Below are 15,928 nucleotides of genomic sequence, written 5' to 3'. Positions count from 1 at the left end.
CCTCCCTCTCTGCCGGGGTCTGCACCATGCCTTACTCGTTCCGCGCCCTGCGACTGGGGCTGATCATTTTCTTCATCCTGGCCGGCACGCTGTTCAGCGCTGGCTGGGCGATGCACCATGCCAAGCGCCAGTCGATGGTCGAGGATGCCGGCCGGGCCAGCCAGCAACTGGGCTTGTACGCCACCTCGCTGCACACCTTGATCGAACGCTACCGCGCCCTGCCCGCTGTCCTGGCCCTGGACCCGGAACTTATCGGTGCGCTCAGTGGCCCGGTCACCGAGCAAGTCCAGGATGCCCTGAATCGTAAACTCGAACGTATCAATGGCGCGGCCAACTCCTCGACCCTGGAGCTGCTCGACCGCACTGGCCTGGCAGTGGCCGCCAGCAACTGGCGCCTGCCCAGCACCTATGTCGGCTCCAACTATGGCTTTCGCCCCTACTTCAAACAGACCCGCAGTCTGGGCAGCGGACGCTTCTACGCCGTTGGCGTGACCAGCGGTGTGCCGGGCTACTTCCTATCCAGCGCGGTGCAGGACGAGCATGGCCGTTTCCTCGGGGCCATGGTGGTCAAGCTGGAGTTCCCCGAACTGGAACGTGAATGGCGCCAGGGCAGCGATATCCTGCTGGTCAGCGATGCCCGCGGGATCATCTTCATCGCCAACCAGGACGGTTGGCGCTACCGCCAACTCAAGCCCTTGAGCCGCGCCGACCATGCCGAGCTGGCCGCCACCCGCCAGTACGACAAGCAACAGTTGGTGCCACTGCAGCACCAGGTGCTCAACCGTTTCGACGATGACAGTCACCTGATGCGCGTGCAGGGCCCTGAAGGCAGCACTGAATACCTGTGGGAGAGTCTGCCCCTGGAGGCCGAAGGCTGGACCCTGCACCTGCTGCGCAAGCCGCAGGTCAGCGAGGACGGGCGCAACGCCGCCCTCGCCGCTGCCGCCGTGTGGCTGAGCCTGGTCTTTGCCCTGCTGTTCATCAGCCAGCGCCTGCGCCTGGCGCGTATGCGCCAGCGCAGCCGGGACGAGCTCAAGCGTCTGGTCGAAGAGCGCACCCGCGACCTGCGCACCGCCCAGGAAGGCCTGGTGCAATCGGCCAAGCTGGCGGCCTTGGGGCAGATGTCGGCAGCCCTGGCCCATGAGATCAATCAGCCGCTGACCACCCAACGCATGCAGCTGGCAACCTTGCGCCTGCTGCTCGACAACCAGCGTTACGATGAAGCCCGCCAGGCGCTGGAGCCGCTGGAACAGATGCTGACGCGCATGGCAGCGCTCACCGGCCACCTGAAAACCTTCGCCCGCAACAGCCCCAGCGGCCTGCGCGAACGCCTCGACCTGGCCAGCGTGGTCGATCAGGCCCTGCAACTGCTCGATACGCGGATTCGCGCCGAACAGGTGAAAGTCTCCCAGTACCTGGCCCGGCCAGCCTGGGTGCGCGGCGATGCGATCCGCCTGGAGCAGGTGCTGATCAACCTGTTGCGCAACGCCCTCGACGCCATGGCCGGGAAAAGCTACAAGCGCCTGGAAATCCGCATCGAAGCCGAAGCCGAGCAGTGGCGCCTGAGTGTCCTCGACAGCGGCGGGGGCATACCGGCCGAGCACCTGGCCAATGTCTTCGACCCGTTCTTCACCACCAAGCCTGTGGGTGAAGGCCTGGGCCTTGGCCTGGCGATTTCCTATGGCATCATTCATGAAGCCGGCGGGCGCCTTACGGTCGACAATCAACCGGGTGGCGCGCGTTTCAGCCTTACCCTGCCCTGTGATCTGGAGCCTTGATGTTCAATTCGGTAATGGTCGTCGACGATGAAGCCAGCATCCGCACTGCGGTCGAGCAGTGGCTGAGCCTGTCCGGTTTCAGCGTGCAGCTGTTCAGCCGCGCCGAAGACTGCCTGAACCAGCTACCCGCGCACTTTCCCGGGGTCATCCTCAGTGATGTGCGCATGCCCGGCATGGATGGCCTGCAGTTACTCGAACAACTCCAGGCCCGCGATGCCGACCTGCCGGTGATCCTCCTGACCGGCCATGGCGATGTCCCTATGGCGGTCGAAGCCATGCGCAACGGCGCCTATGACTTTCTGGAAAAGCCCTTCAGCCCGGAAAACCTGCTGGCCAGCCTGCGCCGTGCTTTGGAGAAACGCCAGTTGATCCTGGACAACCGCCGCCTGCATGAACAGGCCGACCTCAAGGCGCGCCTGGAGCTGAGCCTGCTGGGCATGTCCCAGGGCATGCAACAGCTGCGCAGACAAGTGCTGGACCTCGCCAGCCTGCCGGTCAACGTGCTGATTCGCGGGGAGACCGGCAGCGGCAAAGAACAGGTCGCGCGCTGCCTGCACGACTTCGGCCCGCGCGCCGGCAAACCCTTCGTCGCGCTCAACTGCGCAGCGATTCCCGAAACACTGTTCGAAGCCGAGTTGTTCGGCCATGAAAGTGGCGCCTTCACCGGCGCCCAGGGCAAGCGCATCGGCAAGCTGGAATACGCCAATGGCGGCACAGTGTTCCTCGATGAAATCGAAAGCATGCCGCTGGCCCAGCAAGCCAAACTGCTGCGCGTATTGCAGGAGCAGAAACTCGAACGCCTCGGCGCCAACCAGAGCATCAGCGTCGACTTGCGCATCATTGCCGCAACCAAGCCTGACTTGCTCGAAGAAGCCCGCGCCGGACGCTTTCGCGAAGACCTGGCCTACCGCCTGAACGTCGCCGAATTGCGCCTGGCGCCGTTACGCGAGCGGCGTGAAGACATCCCCTTGCTGTTCGAACACTTTGCCCGCCTGGCGGCCGAGCGCATTGGCCGTAGCGCGCCACGACTCAGCGGCGCACACCTGGGACGTCTGCTCAGCCACGACTGGCCCGGCAACGTTCGCGAACTGGCCAACGCCGCCGAACGCCACGCCCTCGGTCTGGGAGAGCCAAGCATTGCCCAGCTCGACCCCGGGCAATCCCTGGCCGCCCAGCAGGAAGCCTTCGAAGCCCAGTGCCTGCGCGCCGCCCTGAGCCGCCACAAGGGTGAGATCAAAGCGGTCATGGAAGAACTGCAACTGCCCCGGCGCACGCTCAACGAGAAGATGCAGCGCCATGGCCTGCTGCGCGAAGACTTCCTCGACGCGGACCGCCCGCAATAAGCGGAATCTTGCCGACCTACCCTCACCAGATAAGCGGATTTCCGCTCACCAGCTTACGGAAACCCTTCTAATCCGGGCCTTCAGCACCTGGCACAGCTCCTGCTATAGCCCTGGCAGGCTGCGTTTCGGCGCGCTCCACAAAAACAACTATGAAGGTCCCTTCGATGGATAACTCCACCACCCTGCCAGCCGGGGCGGCCATTGCGCCAGCCGCGGAAAAAACCACCCGAAGCCGACTCAAGTCGATTTTCAGCGGTTCGATCGGCAACATGGTCGAATGGTACGACTGGTACGTCTACGCCGCGTTCTCCCTGTACTTCGCCAAAGCCTTCTTCCCGGCCGGCGACACCACCGCCCAACTGCTCAACACAGCCGCGATCTTCGCCGTGGGCTTTTTGATGCGCCCGATCGGTGGCTGGCTGATGGGTATCTATGCCGACCGCAAGGGCCGCAAAGCCGCATTGATGGCCTCAGTACTGCTGATGTGCGCAGGCTCGCTGGTCATCGCCCTGACCCCGGGCTATGAAACCATCGGCGTTGCCGCCCCGGTCCTGCTGGTGGTCGCCCGCCTGATGCAAGGCCTGTCGGTGGGTGGCGAATACGGCACCTCGGCCACCTACCTGAGCGAGATGGCGACTAAAGAGCGTCGTGGCTTCTTCTCCAGCTTCCAGTACGTGACCCTGATCTCCGGCCAGCTCATCGCCCTGGCGGTGCTGATCGTCCTGCAGCAGACCCTGACCACCGAGCAGCTGTATGCCTGGGGCTGGCGCGTACCGTTCGTGATCGGCGCCCTGTGCGCGGTCGTGGCCCTGTACCTGCGTCGTGGCATGGAAGAAACCGCCTCCTTCACCAAGAAGGAAAAGTCCAAGGAAAGCCTGATGCGCACCCTGATGCGCCATCCCAAGGAACTGGCGACCGTGGTCGGCCTGACCATGGGCGGCACCCTGGCCTTCTACACCTACACCACCTACATGCAGAAGTACCTGGTGAACACGGTGGGCATGAGCATCACCGACTCGACCACCATCTCGGCGGCGACCCTGTTCCTGTTCATGTGCCTGCAACCGATCATCGGCAGCCTGTCCGACAAGATCGGCCGCCGTCCGATCCTGATTGCCTTCGGTGTCCTCGGCACATTGTGCACAGTGCCGATCCTGACCACCCTGCACACCATCCAGAGCTGGTGGGGCGCGTTCTTCCTGATCATGGCGGCGCTGATCATCGTCAGCGGCTACACCTCGATCAACGCCGTGGTCAAAGCCGAGCTGTTCCCCACCGAAATCCGCGCCCTGGGCGTCGGCCTGCCCTACGCACTGACCGTGTCGATCTTCGGCGGCACCGCTGAATACGTGGCGCTGTGGTTCAAGAGCATCGGCATGGAAACCGGTTTCTACTGGTACGTGACCGCCTGTATCGCCTGCTCGCTGCTGGTGTATGTGTTCATGAAAGACACCCGCAAGCATTCGCGGATCACCACCGACTGAAGCAGACCAGAGGTCAAAAGAAAGGGGGCGTCCAGCAATGGACGCCCCCTTTTTTCATGCTTAACGCCGCATTAATCCCGTCTTGTCATCTTCACCATCGCGAGGTCCGGTGGGAGCGGGCTTGCCCCGCGATCAAGCATTTACCGCCACTAGTTATATCGAATAACCTGATTTTTATACGCTATTTTTTGCGCTTTTTAATCAACTTAATCGGCGTAACATCAAACCCATAGAAACAAACACCCCCTCACCACCCCGGAGCAACGACCATGAAAAGCAAACTGATCCTGACCCTGGCCTTCTCGGTATTGGCTGCCAACGCTTTCGCCGAAGACGGCTTCGACCGTACCAACAGCCACAATTTCGGTGCCGTACAAACCCAGTCGGCGACTTATGCAGAAGATGGTTTTGATCGCACTGGCGCAGCCAAATTCGCTGAAGACGGCTTCGATCGCACTGGCGGTGCCAAATTCGCCGAAGACGGCTTCGATCGCACCGGCGGCGCCAAATTCGCTGAAGACGGCTTCGATCGCACCGGCGGCGCCAAATTTGCCGAAGACGGCTTCGATCGCACCCAGGCCCACCGCATCAGCTAAACCCTGATGCGCTGCAGTCAGCCCGGCTTCGGCCGGGCTTAATCGTTTTCAGCCGGGCAAAGCCTTGGCACACTAGGCGCTTACTCACAGGGAAGGCCGCAAGGCCAGCGCAGATGTACTACTACGAACCCGCAAAAGGCCACGGCCTGCCTCACGACCCCTTCAACGCCATCGTCGGCCCGCGTCCCATCGGCTGGATTTCATCCCAGGATACCGAGGGCCGCTTGAACCTTGCGCCCTATAGCTTCTTCAATGCCTTCAACTACATTCCGCCGATCATCGGTTTCTCCAGCGTCGGGCGCAAAGACAGCCTGAACAACATCGAGAAAACCGGCGAGTTCGCCTGGAACCTGGCGACCCGGCCACTGGCCGAGGCGATGAACCAGAGCTGCGTGGCGGTACCGGCTGAAGTCGATGAGTTCGCTTTGAGCGGTCTGACCCCGGTGGCGTCCAGGGTCATCGCGGTGCCGCGGGTGCAGGAAAGCCCGGTGTCGTTCGAGTGCAAGGTGACCCAGATTATCCAGCTGCAGCGCGCCGATCAGGCGCTGGTACCGAGCTGGTTGATCCTCGGGGAAGTGGTGGCGGTGCATATCGCCGAACACCTGCTCAAGGATGGCATCTATGACACCGCTGCCGCGCAGCCGATTCTGCGCGGTGGCGGACCTGCGGATTATTTCGAGCTGGGCGACCTGTTCAAGATGGCCCGCCCGCAGGTCAACGGCTGAGTTACCAGACCAGCTCGGCGTCGTCGTTGACGTCCTGCAGGCGTTCAAGCTCGGCGCAAGCCGCCTCGTCAGCGGCCATTGCGGTGTTGAACGTCTGCCCGTCGAGCACTTTATGGAAGCGCGGTGCGCCACTGGCGCCCAGGCCTTTGACGGCAATCGCCGCGCAATAACCCTCTTCGCCGCGCACAGCGGCCGATACGGCTTCGAACTGCGAAAACTCTTTACGTGCCATGTGCCTCAAATCCACATCGATTGCCTGAAAACGCCATTCTAACCCGCAGACGGCTCACCAAAGGTATGCAGATCAAGGCTGGCGACCACCTGCGCCTGTAGCAACTCGCCGAACAGGTCCAGGGTGGGCGAGGCAAAGTAGCCGCTCATCGCCTGCTGATCGCGCCAGAAACCACTCAGCAGCCACAGATCGGCATCGGCCTGGGACTGCTGCAGGTTGAAGTGCAGGCAACCCGGCGCCCGTCGCGACGGTTCGAGCAATTGGCGCAAGCGCTCACCCAATTCCACTGAGCGACCGCTGCTGGCCCGGATAAAAGCAAGGTGGGTGACCGAGTGTGGCGAGGTCATGCGCATCTCTCCTAGAGCAGCCAGTTGTTATTGCCAGGTTGCACAGGTTAGGCGACGTCTCGCGCGCGCCGTTAGGCCATTCCTGTCATACGCTTGCCTGATCCTGCGCGCGGCAGGATCAGGCAAGCAGACGACAGCATCCGGCTAGCGTCGCTGCTTGCACAAACCTATGCTGCTCAGGTCCCTGTCTGGAAGTGCTGCAATGACTACCCTTGATCCTGCCCTGGAACAACAGCGCCAGGAGCTGGCTGATCTGGTGCGCCGTCATGCGCCACGCGCCATCAGCGTCGAATCGGCCATCGAAGACCTGTACCTGGTGCAGTACGAAGAAAGCGTGCGCTCCATGCCAGCGCTGGCTCAACCGGCCTTGTGCATCCTCGCTCACGGCAGCAAGGAGATCTGCCTGGGCGATGAACGCTACGTGTATGACCCGCTGCACTATATGGTGCTCTCGGTCGCCCTACCGATCAGTGGGGTATTGCTCGAGGCCAGCCCGGAAAACCCGAGCCTTGGGATACGCATGAACATCGACCCGGCGCAGATCAACAACCTGATCGCCGAGGCCGGGCCCATGGGCGTGCCGGCGCTGCCTTCGGGGCGCGGGCTGTATGTCGAGCGCACCGATCCGTTACTGCTCGATGCCTTGCTGCGCCTGATCCGCCTGCTGGATACGCCCAAGGACATCGCCGTGCTGGCGCCGTTGATTCGGCGCGAGATTCTTTATCGCTTGCTGCGTGGCCCGCAGGGTTATCGTCTGTATGAAATAGCCATGTCCAGCAGTCAGACCCATCGGGTTTGCCAGGCCATTGAATGGCTTAACCAGCACTTCCACCGTCCGTTGCGCATTGACGACCTGGCTCGGGAAGTCAATCTCAGCAGCTCGACCCTGCACCATCGGTTCAAAGCCGTGACGTCCATGAGTCCGCTGCAATATCAAAAGCAGCTGCGCCTGCAGGAAGCGCGGCGCTTGATGCTCAATGACGGGCTGGAAGCGGCGGTGGCCGGGTATCGAGTGGGGTATGAAAGCCCGTCGCAGTTCAGCCGGGAGTACAGCCGGCTGTATGGCGCGCCGCCGGTGCGGGATCTGGCGCGGTTGCGCAGTGCGCTTTAAATCGCTAGCGCGGGGCCGTCATTACGCGAAAACAGCCGCTTTTTCGTGGTGCCTGCCGGTGGTGTACTCATGTGTTGTCCGTGGGTTGCGTCTGCGCGGTTAATTCGGCCTCACGCTTGGCGATGGCGGCTTCCAGCTCCGGGGAACGCTTGGCCCATTGCTCGGGCGGCAACGGTTTGGACCATTCGATGATGGCGGGATAGGTCAGGTCTGGAGGCGGGTTCAGTTTTTTCCTTTGCAGGTATTGGGCCAAAGGGGCGTTGAAAATAAATACCCCCAATACGCCCTCCCACAATAATGTCAGAATCCAGCCGCGAGTTTTAGCCTTATCGCTCATGTAGTCGATGTAGTAGCGCAGGCTTCCGCCTGCGTTAAGTGCAGCTGCCTCCGGTGCGGCATCCGGCCCAATTTCCATATAACTGCGCATGCACTCCCACAACGCCATGGCCGTGGTGCCACCGCCACAGTTAACGCCCAGCGAGAAATGGTTGTTATCGTCTTTGGCCTGCGGGTCGGGGTTTTCAAAGCCGATGATCAATAAACCCATTGTGGTTCTACCCGCCTGGCTCACCGACGAATGTTGCGTTGCCGCTGCGGTCACGCTTTCCCAGGGGACAATCCAGTACTCACCATCTGCACGCGGTACGCACACTTCACGGCGTTGCCGATTGAAGCGCACTGGTAAAGGCGTCTCGCGGAAAAGGCCCAAGATTAAAAAAAATACACCGGGAGCCATGATAATCGAGCCGAATATCAAAATATTTTGACTGATGTCGGAGTTGAGGTTTCGAGTGAAGTAAGAGATAGCTAAAAACACCATCACCATTGGCCACATCACCATCACTGCCGAACCGATGCTGTAATTACTGATGTCGAGAAACACCTCGTTCTTACGCCAAATGATGTTGAGCACATCCGAGGGTTTTCGACCGGTAGGAATAGGCAGTGGCGCGAAATAGTCATTGCGCGAAAACAGCCGTTTTTTCGTGGTGCCTGCCGGTGGCGTACTCATGTCTTGTCCTTGGGTTGCAGGAAATAGGCATTGGGTCGGCCTTCGCCGAGCGGATAAATCGGCGCATTATCCAGTGCCGGTGTCGGATCGTCCCGCAGGGCCACCACGCCGTCGTTGTCAGTCAGGGTGAAGGCAATGCCCCGCTCACCGCCGATATAACTTTTGGTGCCCAGCATGGCGGTCAAGGGGGTGCGATAGCGTAAGCGCAGGGAGACGGTGCGGGGGAGCGTGCCAAGCACACCTGGCTCGGTGCTGAACGGGCCACTCAAGCGCAAGCCTTGGCCTTCGTTGAGCGGAATCCAACTGCAGGTGCCGGCGTACAGCCAACGAGGTGCCATGTCCCGCCAAGGTCTGGGTGGTTTGTAATTGTGGGGCGGGCTGTTTTTGATCAAGTCGTGGTAGCGCTGGGTATCCACGGGATCACCGATCAGGCTCAGTTCCAGGTAGGCGCTGCCGGGCTCGGCACCTGGCAAGTCGATGGTCAGGGCATTGATGGCACTTTCGGAGGCCAGGCCTGAAGGACTGTTGGAACTGCTCACCGCCGAACTGCTCTGCATGCTGACCCGGGGGGTATACAGGATGCCGTACAGTTGGTTGAGTTCGGTTTGTTGGGCCTTGGCCGCAATAGGAGCCAGATTGCCCGCCCGCGCTTTTGACCAGCAGCAGGCACTGAGGAAATTTTGCAGTGGCGTTTTTTTCGTGGTGCCTGCCGCTGGCGTACTCATGTCTCGTCCATGGGGTGCGACTGCGCGGCTAACTCGGCCTCACGCTTGGCGATGGCGGCTTCCAGCTCTGGGGAGCGCTTGGCCCACTGCTCGGGCGGCAGTGGTTTGGACCATTCGATGATGGCGGGATAGGTCAGGTCTGGAGGCGGGTTCAGTTTTTTCCTTTGCAGGTATTGGGCCAAAGGGGCGTTGAAAATAAATACCCCCAATACGCCCTCCCACAATAACGTCAGAATCCAGCCGCGAGTTTTAGCCTTATCGCTCATGTAGTCGATGTAGTAGCGCAGGCTTCCGCCTGCGTTAAGTGCAGCTGCCTCCGGTGCGGCATCCGGCCCAATTTCCATATAACTGCGCATGCACTCCCACAACGCCATGGCGGTGGTGCCACCGCCACAGTTAAAGCCCAGCGAGAAATGCTTGTTATCGTCTTTGGCCTGCGGGTCGGGGTTCTCAAAGCCAATGACCAGCAAGCCCATGGTTGCCTTACCTGCCTGGCTCACCGACGAATGTTGCGTTGCCGCTGCGGTCACGCTTTCCCAGGGGACAATCCAGTACTCGCCATCCGCTCGTGGTACGCACACTTCACGGCGTTGCCGATTAAAGCGCACTGGTAGGGGAACCTCGCGGAACAGGCCATGGATCACAAAAAAGATAGGGAGGCCTGTAATACAAGCCCCCAAGATCAGCGCGTCAGGGTCATCTAAGAAGTAGGCTAGCCCCAAAAACAGCATCACTACTGGCCATATCACCATCACCGCCGAACCGATGCTGTAATTGCCGATGTCGAGAAACACCTCGTTCTTGCGCCAAATGATGTTGAGCACATCCGAGGGTTTTCGACCGGTAGGGATGGGCAATGGCGCCAAGTAGTGATTGCGCGAAAACAGCCGTTTTTTCGTGGTACCGGCCGGTGGCGTACTCATGTCTTGTCCTTGGGTTGCAGGTAATAGGCCCCGGCTTGCTTCGCGTCGAGCACATAAACCGGCACACGATCCAGTTCCGGTGTCGGATCGTCCCGCAGGGCAACCACACCGTCGTTGCCACTCAGGGTGAAGGCAACACCGCGCTCACCGCCGATAAAGGTTTTGGCGCCCAGCAGTGCGGTTAACGGGGTGCGATACCACAGACGCAGGGAGACGGTGCGGGGTTTTGTACCCAGGACGCCGGGCTCGATGTTGAAGGGGCCACTGAGGCGCAAGCCTTGACCTTCCTTGAACGGTATCCAGCTACAGGTGCTGCTGGGCAGCCAGTGCGGTGTCATATTCCGCCAAGGTCTAGGCTCTTGGTATTCGTCTGGCGGACGGTGTCTGAACAAGTGGAGGGAGAGCTGGCTATCCCATGGATCTCCCATCAGGCTCAGTTTCAGGTAGGCACTACCGGGCTCGGCCCCTGGCAAATCGATGGTCAGGGAATCAATGGCGCTTGCGGCGCCCAACCCCAAGGGTCCAGGGTTACGGCCCATTTCCAGGCGGCTCTGCATGCTGACCCGTGGGGTATACAGGATGCCGTACAGGTGGTTGAGTTCAGCCTGTTGGGCCTCGGCGGCAATAGGCGCCAGATTGCCTGCCCGCGGTTTTGACCAGCAGCAGCTGCTGAGAAACTTCTGCATGGGCGTTTGCTGAAAATACCAGGTGATCAAGTACAACACGCCCAGCGCGGCAATGATCCAGTTCAGCGGGCCCATGTACAGCGAGTAACGCATGATGGCGGTTTCGACTTCCACTAGACCAGCCAAGGCTCTTGCCGTTTGACCGAAGCCTAACAACGCTTGGGCGCCATAAGCTGTCACTTGACCAGACACCACCGCGTGGCGCATCTCCAACCATGGATCGGTACGAGTCTGGGCACTCTCTAGCTGTATTTGCAGGGACTTGAACTCCTTTAGAGCTGCATAGGCTGAGAGTCCACCAATCACCCCACCAAACAGGGTCAGGGTTGGAGCCGGAGAACCAAAGAAATAGAACCTATCCTTCTTCATCCCCTGCCGCACCTGATTATCAATCACCGCTGTCAGCGCAGCCGCCGTATACAAGGATGCTGAAATCGTGTCGTTCACACGCCGGTCGTCCATCCCCTCCACGGTCCCGGCCTGACTCAGGTAGTTACTCGCATTGAGCGAATTCAGCAGCAAAGCGGCCAGGGGCACGACCCCACCGCTATTAGTCACAAAGGTGGAATTCGCGATCCCCGCTACGCGCCCGGCGCCAATGGCTTCCCCTGTCGCGCGGGCCCAGCGGGTCAGTCCTTCGGCTTCGTACCCCAGCAATGTCCAGAGCTGTCGGCCACCTTCGATGACGCCCTGCAAGCGCGTGTTGCTGCCCAGCCGAGCGGCGACGAAAACCCCGAGCCAGGCACTGCTGAAGGTTTGATTGTCCTTGAGCAACAGCAACGCCGCCGCCAGACGGTTGACCAGCACGCTCCACGGGCTATGGGTGTCTCGGGCCATGGCTGCGAGGTCATCCATAATCGGCCGGGTCAGTGGCGCCAGTGCCTGATGGGTCGCGGCGATATTCTCGGCGGCCAGGGCCGCCAGCCATTCGCTCAGACGCGTGGCGGTGTTGAGGCCCGCATCGAGCGAGGGCGTCCAGGCGCGGAACAGGTGGGTCAGTGCGCCGCCATCGGCGGCCCGCACGTAGTCGGCGTATTGTTCGGCGCCCTGGGCACGAATGCATTGCGCGGTCAGGCAACCGCCAGCCAGTTCGGTCAACCAGTGCCGTGTGCCCAGGTCATGGTAATCGACAAACCAGGTGCCATTGGCGGAACGCTTGAGGAACATGCCCCGGTCGCTAAACAGCGCTGTATGACGTTGTTCGACCTGCTGGAAATGCGTGGGTGCGGTGCGCTCGAGCCAGGCGTTCATCGCCTCCAGGTCGATGTATTCACTCACCTTGGCGCTGAGGAAATCGTTATCGCGGTTGGCCTGCTTTTCGGCGCGGTATTCGCGCACCAGGTGCTCTGCCTCGTTGTACAAATCTGCCGGAATAAAGGCCCGCACGGGCGCCACAATAGTGGCGATACGCGTATCGCGGGCGGCGGCTTCAGCCGGGCTGGGGTGACCACCGTAACGGCGGGCCTCGGTTTCAGCCCGGAGTTGTTCATCCAGCCGATGCTGGGTGTCGAGCATGACCTTGCCCTGCTCAGGCGTGAGGCTGAAGTCGCGCCCCTTGTAGCGGTAGTTGAGGCTGCCAGCCAGCTCTGCCCCGTCTTCGCTGACCAGGCTGCGCACAAAGCCGCCAATGCTCAGGCGCAGGTTGTTATCAGCGATCCACTGTTCGTGACGCGCTTCCAGCCACTCTTGCTCATGGTTGATGTCACGCAGCACGCCGAGGTCATCGTCCAGGCAAGCAAACACAGGGAACAAGCCATTGGCCTGGGCTTTGGCGGTTTCCAGCCAGTCCTGAGTGCTCTGGCCCTGCCAGCGTTCGGCACTCCACTGGCCCGGCGGTTCGTCGCTGGCCTCGGGGTGTTGGCCGATGACCTTCTCCCGTTCCCGTGAGCGGTGCATCGCCGCGGTGTAGGCGTTGATATTGCGGGTTGTCGGCTCTTTCATCACCGCTGCGCCCAGCGCGGCGGTATCGTCACCGCCGTTTTTGTAATCGGCCTTCATCGAGCGGGCGTAGATGGCCGGGATCAGTTCGGCGATGACCTGGTCGGCACTGGTCAGTGGCGGGCAATGCGGCGCCTGCAGCTCGTTGGCCACCGTGCGCAAGGCGATACGGCGCATGTGCGTGTCGCGCTTGGCACTGCTGGTGCTCAACGCCTGACAGTGTTCCGCGGGCAGCGGGTACTCGCTGTAGAGCATCCAGGCGTTATGGATTTTTTTTAGCGCAAGCCCTGCCAAGGTGCCGTTCAGGACGATGGTGTCATCGTCCTCCAGCGCTTGCTCGCTAAGTAAACCATTCGGCGCGACGGCGTAGCGTTTGAGAGGGCCTTGGTCCTGCCACAGGTACAGATAACCGCCGCGCAGGCGGCGTGCCGCCATGGGGTGGCTGCGGGTGACAACGCCGGGCGTGCAGCAGGGATGGGTCGCTTTTTCTTCTGCCAGGGCATAGCGTACCGGCACCACGAACACTTCAGGCTGGCTGGCAGGGCAAGGCGTTATGAGGCAGTTGATATCTTCATGGGGCATCGCCCTGGCGGCGCGCTCAACCTGAGCCAGGCGGTCGAGCATGTCCAGCTTGTCTGCACTCATGCAAAGAGTTCCTTGTCGGTGAGCAGCTGGCGATGCAGCTCGGCATTCAGGTTATCGAGACGCTGTGCAGGTAAGACCTCTTTCTGGTCGAGGATCTGGCGGTAAACGGCGTGCTCTGCAGCGTCGGGGAATTCATCGCCCAGCACGGCGTGAAAGCTGGCCCAGTGAATGACTTGATCGGCGGCGCTGTAGCCGTGGCGTTCAGCACTGCGTTGACAGGCCAGGGCCCATTGCTGTTGTGCCGCGGGCTCCAACCCTTGCAGGCGCTGAGGAAAGTGTTGCTGGTAAAGTTCGATCAACTGCTGAGCAAGACGCTGCTGCTTGGCTGCGCTCATGCGCTCCAACTGTTCCGGGGTAAGCAATAACCAAGGCTTCTCCGTGTACTGGGCGATCGGCTGCTCAGGGTTTGCCTGAGCAATGAAACCGCCAAGGTGAAGCGATTCCGGCAGCAAGATACGGCGGATCGGCCCCATTAGCCGATCACGCTCCTGGGGCGCTAGGTCTGCCAGCCACAAGGGCGTGATACGGGGGTCGTAATATCGAAAAAAAGCCTTGGTATCGCCCTCGATGCGGGCGTGAATCAGGCTGCGCAGATGTTGCAACAAAGCCGCCTCATTCACCTCGGACTCCAGCCAGATACCCGCCGTCGTACTCCACTCGTGGGTAAAGGTGTGTGCTAACGGGCTGTTCGGTAATACCGGCACCAACACCGGGCTAACCGCTAGCAGAGCGCTGTACGCAGTCTGTCGATACAGCGATTGATACGCCGTACTGCCTGCAAGCTCGAGCAGGCGGCTCGGCAGGTTATCGATCAGGGCACCGTCCAGCAGCAGATAAGCCTGATTCATGCATCCAGCTCCGATAGTTTTTGACATACCGAGCAGAAGGGGGCGGCTTGCTGAGCGGCTTGCCTCAACGCCGCTTCCTGGGTAACCGATGGCAAAGCATCTAGCGCCTCGGCAACCATTGGTATGGCCGAAAGGGCCTGCTGCGCGGGAACCCCCAAAACCGGCGTACCACCCAGCACGATGGGCACGCTGCTGAAAATACCGCCGGGGCCGATGACGATATGCTGGCCGCCGCCTTTCAAGGTGATGCTGGCGCCGGCATCGAGGACCACCTGGGCCCCGGCCTTGAGGTGCACTTGCTGACCGGCTTCAGCCACCAGCGTTTGCCCCACGCGGGTATGGCTGCTGTTGGCGACCTGCTGGTAGTCGTTGGCTTTGAGCTCAACCTTGCGATCCGCCGTCACGGTGCGCTGGTCTTCAGCTTCCAGCACTGCGATGCTGTTGCCCTTGATGGTTTCCCGGCGTTCGTTACCGACTTCCAAGCGGCTGTCATTCGCGATCTTTTGCGCCAGGTCACGCTGCGCGCGCAGGTAGATCAGCTCCTGGCCTTTGCGGTCCTCAATCGACAGTTCGTTGTAGCCACTGCTGCCCGGCGTACTGCGGCTGCGCAGCACGGTTTTGGTCTTGTTCGCCGGCAACGGGTAGGGCAGCGGTGTGCGCGTGTTCGGCACACACCCGGTAATCAACGGCTGGTCGGGATCGCCCTCCAGGAAGGTCACCACCACTTCCATGCCGATGCGCGGAATGGTTACCGCACCAAAGCCCTCTCCAGCCCAACTGGACGACACCCGCAGCCAGCAACTGCTCTTGTCGCTGTTCAGCTCGGCGCGGTCCCAATGGAACTCGACTTTGACCCGGCCATGTTCATCGCAAAAGATTTCTTCGCCCTCAGGTCCGGTGACACGGGCGGTCTGGCTGACCAGCACCGATTCGCGTGTGACCAGCGGTGGCCGGTAGAACACGTCCCAGGGGATGGCGCTGAAGCGGTTGCGGTAGCCTTGGCTGAAGCCGTCTTCGGCCTGGCTGTCGGCCGACTCCTCAAGCACCTGCGGCTGCTTGCCTTCGTGGGTCACGCTGAGCAGTAGCCACAAGTCGTTGCACGCTTTACGCGGGTGTTCGCTCAGGTCGAAAAAGTGACCGCTGCGCAGGCTTGGCTGGTCACTTTTGCCTTCAGCCAACTGGTAGTCGCTGCGATGCCGTTCCAGGGCCTGGCGGGCCAGCTGCTTGCCGCGTTCTTCGGTGTCGATCAGCGTGGGGTAGTGGTAATCCTCAAGCGCCGGAGTGAACTCGGCGGTGAACTGGTTTTCCACTAACCGGCTGGGGCGTTTCAGGTCATAGTCGCGCCGGGTGACGGCGCTGGTCCGCGTGCTGAAGCGCTGGGAGAACTGGCTGACCAGCGGATGTTCCACCACCAGGCCACTGCCTTGCAGGTACGGCGTTGCACCCAGCTTGGGGAAAAAGGTCTGGTCGTCGGTGAATACCAGTAAGTGGCCATCCGAGCTGTGTTGGTGGTGCCAGGCAATGCCTTCTTCACT

The 15,928-nt window shown here is 61.1% G+C and carries 14 protein-coding genes; 6 read left to right on the top strand and 8 right to left on the bottom strand.

Going from position 1 to position 15,928, the window contains the following annotated elements; all coding sequences use genetic code 11:
* Positions 1 to 26: 26 nt before the first annotated feature.
* From C6382_RS11055 to C6382_RS11035, 5 genes are all read left to right on the top strand, one after another.
* A complete protein-coding gene (locus C6382_RS11055) occupies positions 27 to 1,778 on the top strand; it encodes an ATP-binding protein (protein ID WP_107024528.1) in 1,752 nt (583 codons plus the stop codon).
* A complete protein-coding gene (locus C6382_RS11050; protein ID WP_107024527.1) occupies positions 1,778 to 3,121 on the top strand; it encodes a sigma-54 dependent transcriptional regulator in 1,344 nt (447 codons plus the stop codon). Before C6382_RS11055 ends, C6382_RS11050 begins: the two co-directional genes overlap by 1 nt.
* 164 nt (positions 3,122 to 3,285) lie before the next feature.
* Positions 3,286 to 4,605, top strand: coding sequence for an MFS transporter (locus C6382_RS11045; RefSeq protein WP_107024526.1), 1,320 nt, complete (start codon positions 3,286 to 3,288; stop codon positions 4,603 to 4,605).
* A gap of 269 nt (positions 4,606 to 4,874) precedes the next feature.
* Positions 4,875 to 5,201 carry a hypothetical protein gene (locus tag C6382_RS11040; protein WP_107024525.1) on the top strand — a complete coding sequence of 109 codons (327 nt, stop codon included), beginning with the start codon at positions 4,875 to 4,877 and terminating at the stop codon, positions 5,199 to 5,201.
* A gap of 113 nt (positions 5,202 to 5,314) precedes the next feature.
* Entirely contained in the window at positions 5,315 to 5,926 is a 612-nt protein-coding gene (locus C6382_RS11035; protein ID WP_107024524.1) for a flavin reductase family protein, read from the top strand.
* A 1-nt stretch (position 5,927) separates the two neighbouring features.
* Here C6382_RS11035 and C6382_RS11030 read toward each other — a convergent pair whose 3' ends face one another.
* A complete protein-coding gene (locus C6382_RS11030) occupies positions 5,928 to 6,158 on the bottom strand; it encodes a hypothetical protein (protein ID WP_107024523.1) in 231 nt (76 codons plus the stop codon).
* Positions 6,159 to 6,196: 38 nt separating this feature from the next.
* Positions 6,197 to 6,505: an antibiotic biosynthesis monooxygenase family protein gene (locus C6382_RS11025; protein ID WP_107024522.1), complete on the bottom strand. Its 309-nt coding sequence runs from the start codon at positions 6,503 to 6,505 to the stop codon at positions 6,197 to 6,199.
* A 202-nt stretch (positions 6,506 to 6,707) separates the two neighbouring features.
* Here C6382_RS11025 and C6382_RS11020 point away from each other — a divergent pair, with 202 nt between their 5' ends.
* Positions 6,708 to 7,616, top strand: a complete 909-nt coding sequence (locus tag C6382_RS11020) for an AraC family transcriptional regulator (protein ID WP_107024521.1) — start codon at positions 6,708 to 6,710, stop codon at positions 7,614 to 7,616.
* A 67-nt stretch (positions 7,617 to 7,683) separates the two neighbouring features.
* Here the strand turns inward: C6382_RS11020 and C6382_RS11015 are convergent, their stop codons facing one another.
* From C6382_RS11015 to tssI, 6 genes are all read right to left on the bottom strand, one after another.
* Positions 7,684 to 8,628 carry a hypothetical protein gene (locus C6382_RS11015; protein ID WP_107024520.1) on the bottom strand — a complete coding sequence of 315 codons (945 nt, stop codon included), beginning with the start codon at positions 8,626 to 8,628 and terminating at the stop codon, positions 7,684 to 7,686.
* Positions 8,625 to 9,353 carry a hypothetical protein gene (locus tag C6382_RS11010; protein ID WP_107024519.1) on the bottom strand — a complete coding sequence of 243 codons (729 nt, stop codon included), beginning with the start codon at positions 9,351 to 9,353 and terminating at the stop codon, positions 8,625 to 8,627. The genes C6382_RS11015 and C6382_RS11010 overlap by 4 nt, the downstream gene beginning before the upstream one ends.
* Positions 9,350 to 10,276, bottom strand: a complete 927-nt coding sequence (locus tag C6382_RS11005; RefSeq protein WP_107024518.1) for a hypothetical protein — start codon at positions 10,274 to 10,276, stop codon at positions 9,350 to 9,352. Before C6382_RS11005 ends, C6382_RS11010 begins: the two co-directional genes overlap by 4 nt.
* Positions 10,273 to 13,545 carry a toxin VasX gene (locus tag C6382_RS10995; RefSeq protein WP_256589072.1) on the bottom strand — a complete coding sequence of 1,091 codons (3,273 nt, stop codon included), beginning with the start codon at positions 13,543 to 13,545 and terminating at the stop codon, positions 10,273 to 10,275. The genes C6382_RS11005 and C6382_RS10995 overlap by 4 nt, the downstream gene beginning before the upstream one ends.
* The gene (locus C6382_RS10990) at positions 13,542 to 14,393 is read right to left on the bottom strand and encodes a DUF4123 domain-containing protein (RefSeq protein ID WP_158262104.1); all 852 of its coding nucleotides are present in this window, start codon (positions 14,391 to 14,393) and stop codon (positions 13,542 to 13,544) included. The genes C6382_RS10995 and C6382_RS10990 overlap by 4 nt, the downstream gene beginning before the upstream one ends.
* On the bottom strand, positions 14,390 to 15,928 hold a 1,539-nt coding region (gene tssI, locus C6382_RS10985; RefSeq protein ID WP_107024516.1), incomplete at its 5' end, for a type VI secretion system tip protein TssI/VgrG. The genes tssI and C6382_RS10990, both read right to left, overlap by 4 nt.

The sequence above is a fragment of the Pseudomonas sp. BBP2017 genome (assembly GCF_003024385.1).
Lineage (GTDB): Bacteria > Pseudomonadota > Gammaproteobacteria > Pseudomonadales > Pseudomonadaceae > Aquipseudomonas.
Note: the sequence above shows the minus strand (reverse complement) of the source record. Positions and strands in the feature narration are given on the sequence as shown.

Coding starts and splice junctions, on each gene's coding strand:
- C6382_RS11055 (WP_107024528.1), top strand. CDS start 27: ATGCCTTACTCGTTCCGCGCCCTGCGACTGGGGCTGATCATTTTCTTC.
- C6382_RS11050 (WP_107024527.1), top strand. CDS start 1,778: ATGTTCAATTCGGTAATGGTCGTCGACGATGAAGCCAGCATCCGCACT.
- C6382_RS11045 (WP_107024526.1), top strand. CDS start 3,286: ATGGATAACTCCACCACCCTGCCAGCCGGGGCGGCCATTGCGCCAGCC.
- C6382_RS11040 (WP_107024525.1), top strand. CDS start 4,875: ATGAAAAGCAAACTGATCCTGACCCTGGCCTTCTCGGTATTGGCTGCC.
- C6382_RS11035 (WP_107024524.1), top strand. CDS start 5,315: ATGTACTACTACGAACCCGCAAAAGGCCACGGCCTGCCTCACGACCCC.
- C6382_RS11030 (WP_107024523.1), bottom strand. CDS start 6,158: ATGGCACGTAAAGAGTTTTCGCAGTTCGAAGCCGTATCGGCCGCTGTG.
- C6382_RS11025 (WP_107024522.1), bottom strand. CDS start 6,505: ATGACCTCGCCACACTCGGTCACCCACCTTGCTTTTATCCGGGCCAGC.
- C6382_RS11020 (WP_107024521.1), top strand. CDS start 6,708: ATGACTACCCTTGATCCTGCCCTGGAACAACAGCGCCAGGAGCTGGCT.
- C6382_RS11015 (WP_107024520.1), bottom strand. CDS start 8,628: ATGAGTACGCCACCGGCAGGCACCACGAAAAAACGGCTGTTTTCGCGC.
- C6382_RS11010 (WP_107024519.1), bottom strand. CDS start 9,353: ATGAGTACGCCAGCGGCAGGCACCACGAAAAAAACGCCACTGCAAAAT.
- C6382_RS11005 (WP_107024518.1), bottom strand. CDS start 10,276: ATGAGTACGCCACCGGCCGGTACCACGAAAAAACGGCTGTTTTCGCGC.
- C6382_RS10995 (WP_256589072.1), bottom strand. CDS start 13,545: ATGAGTGCAGACAAGCTGGACATGCTCGACCGCCTGGCTCAGGTTGAG.
- C6382_RS10990 (WP_158262104.1), bottom strand. CDS start 14,393: ATGAATCAGGCTTATCTGCTGCTGGACGGTGCCCTGATCGATAACCTG.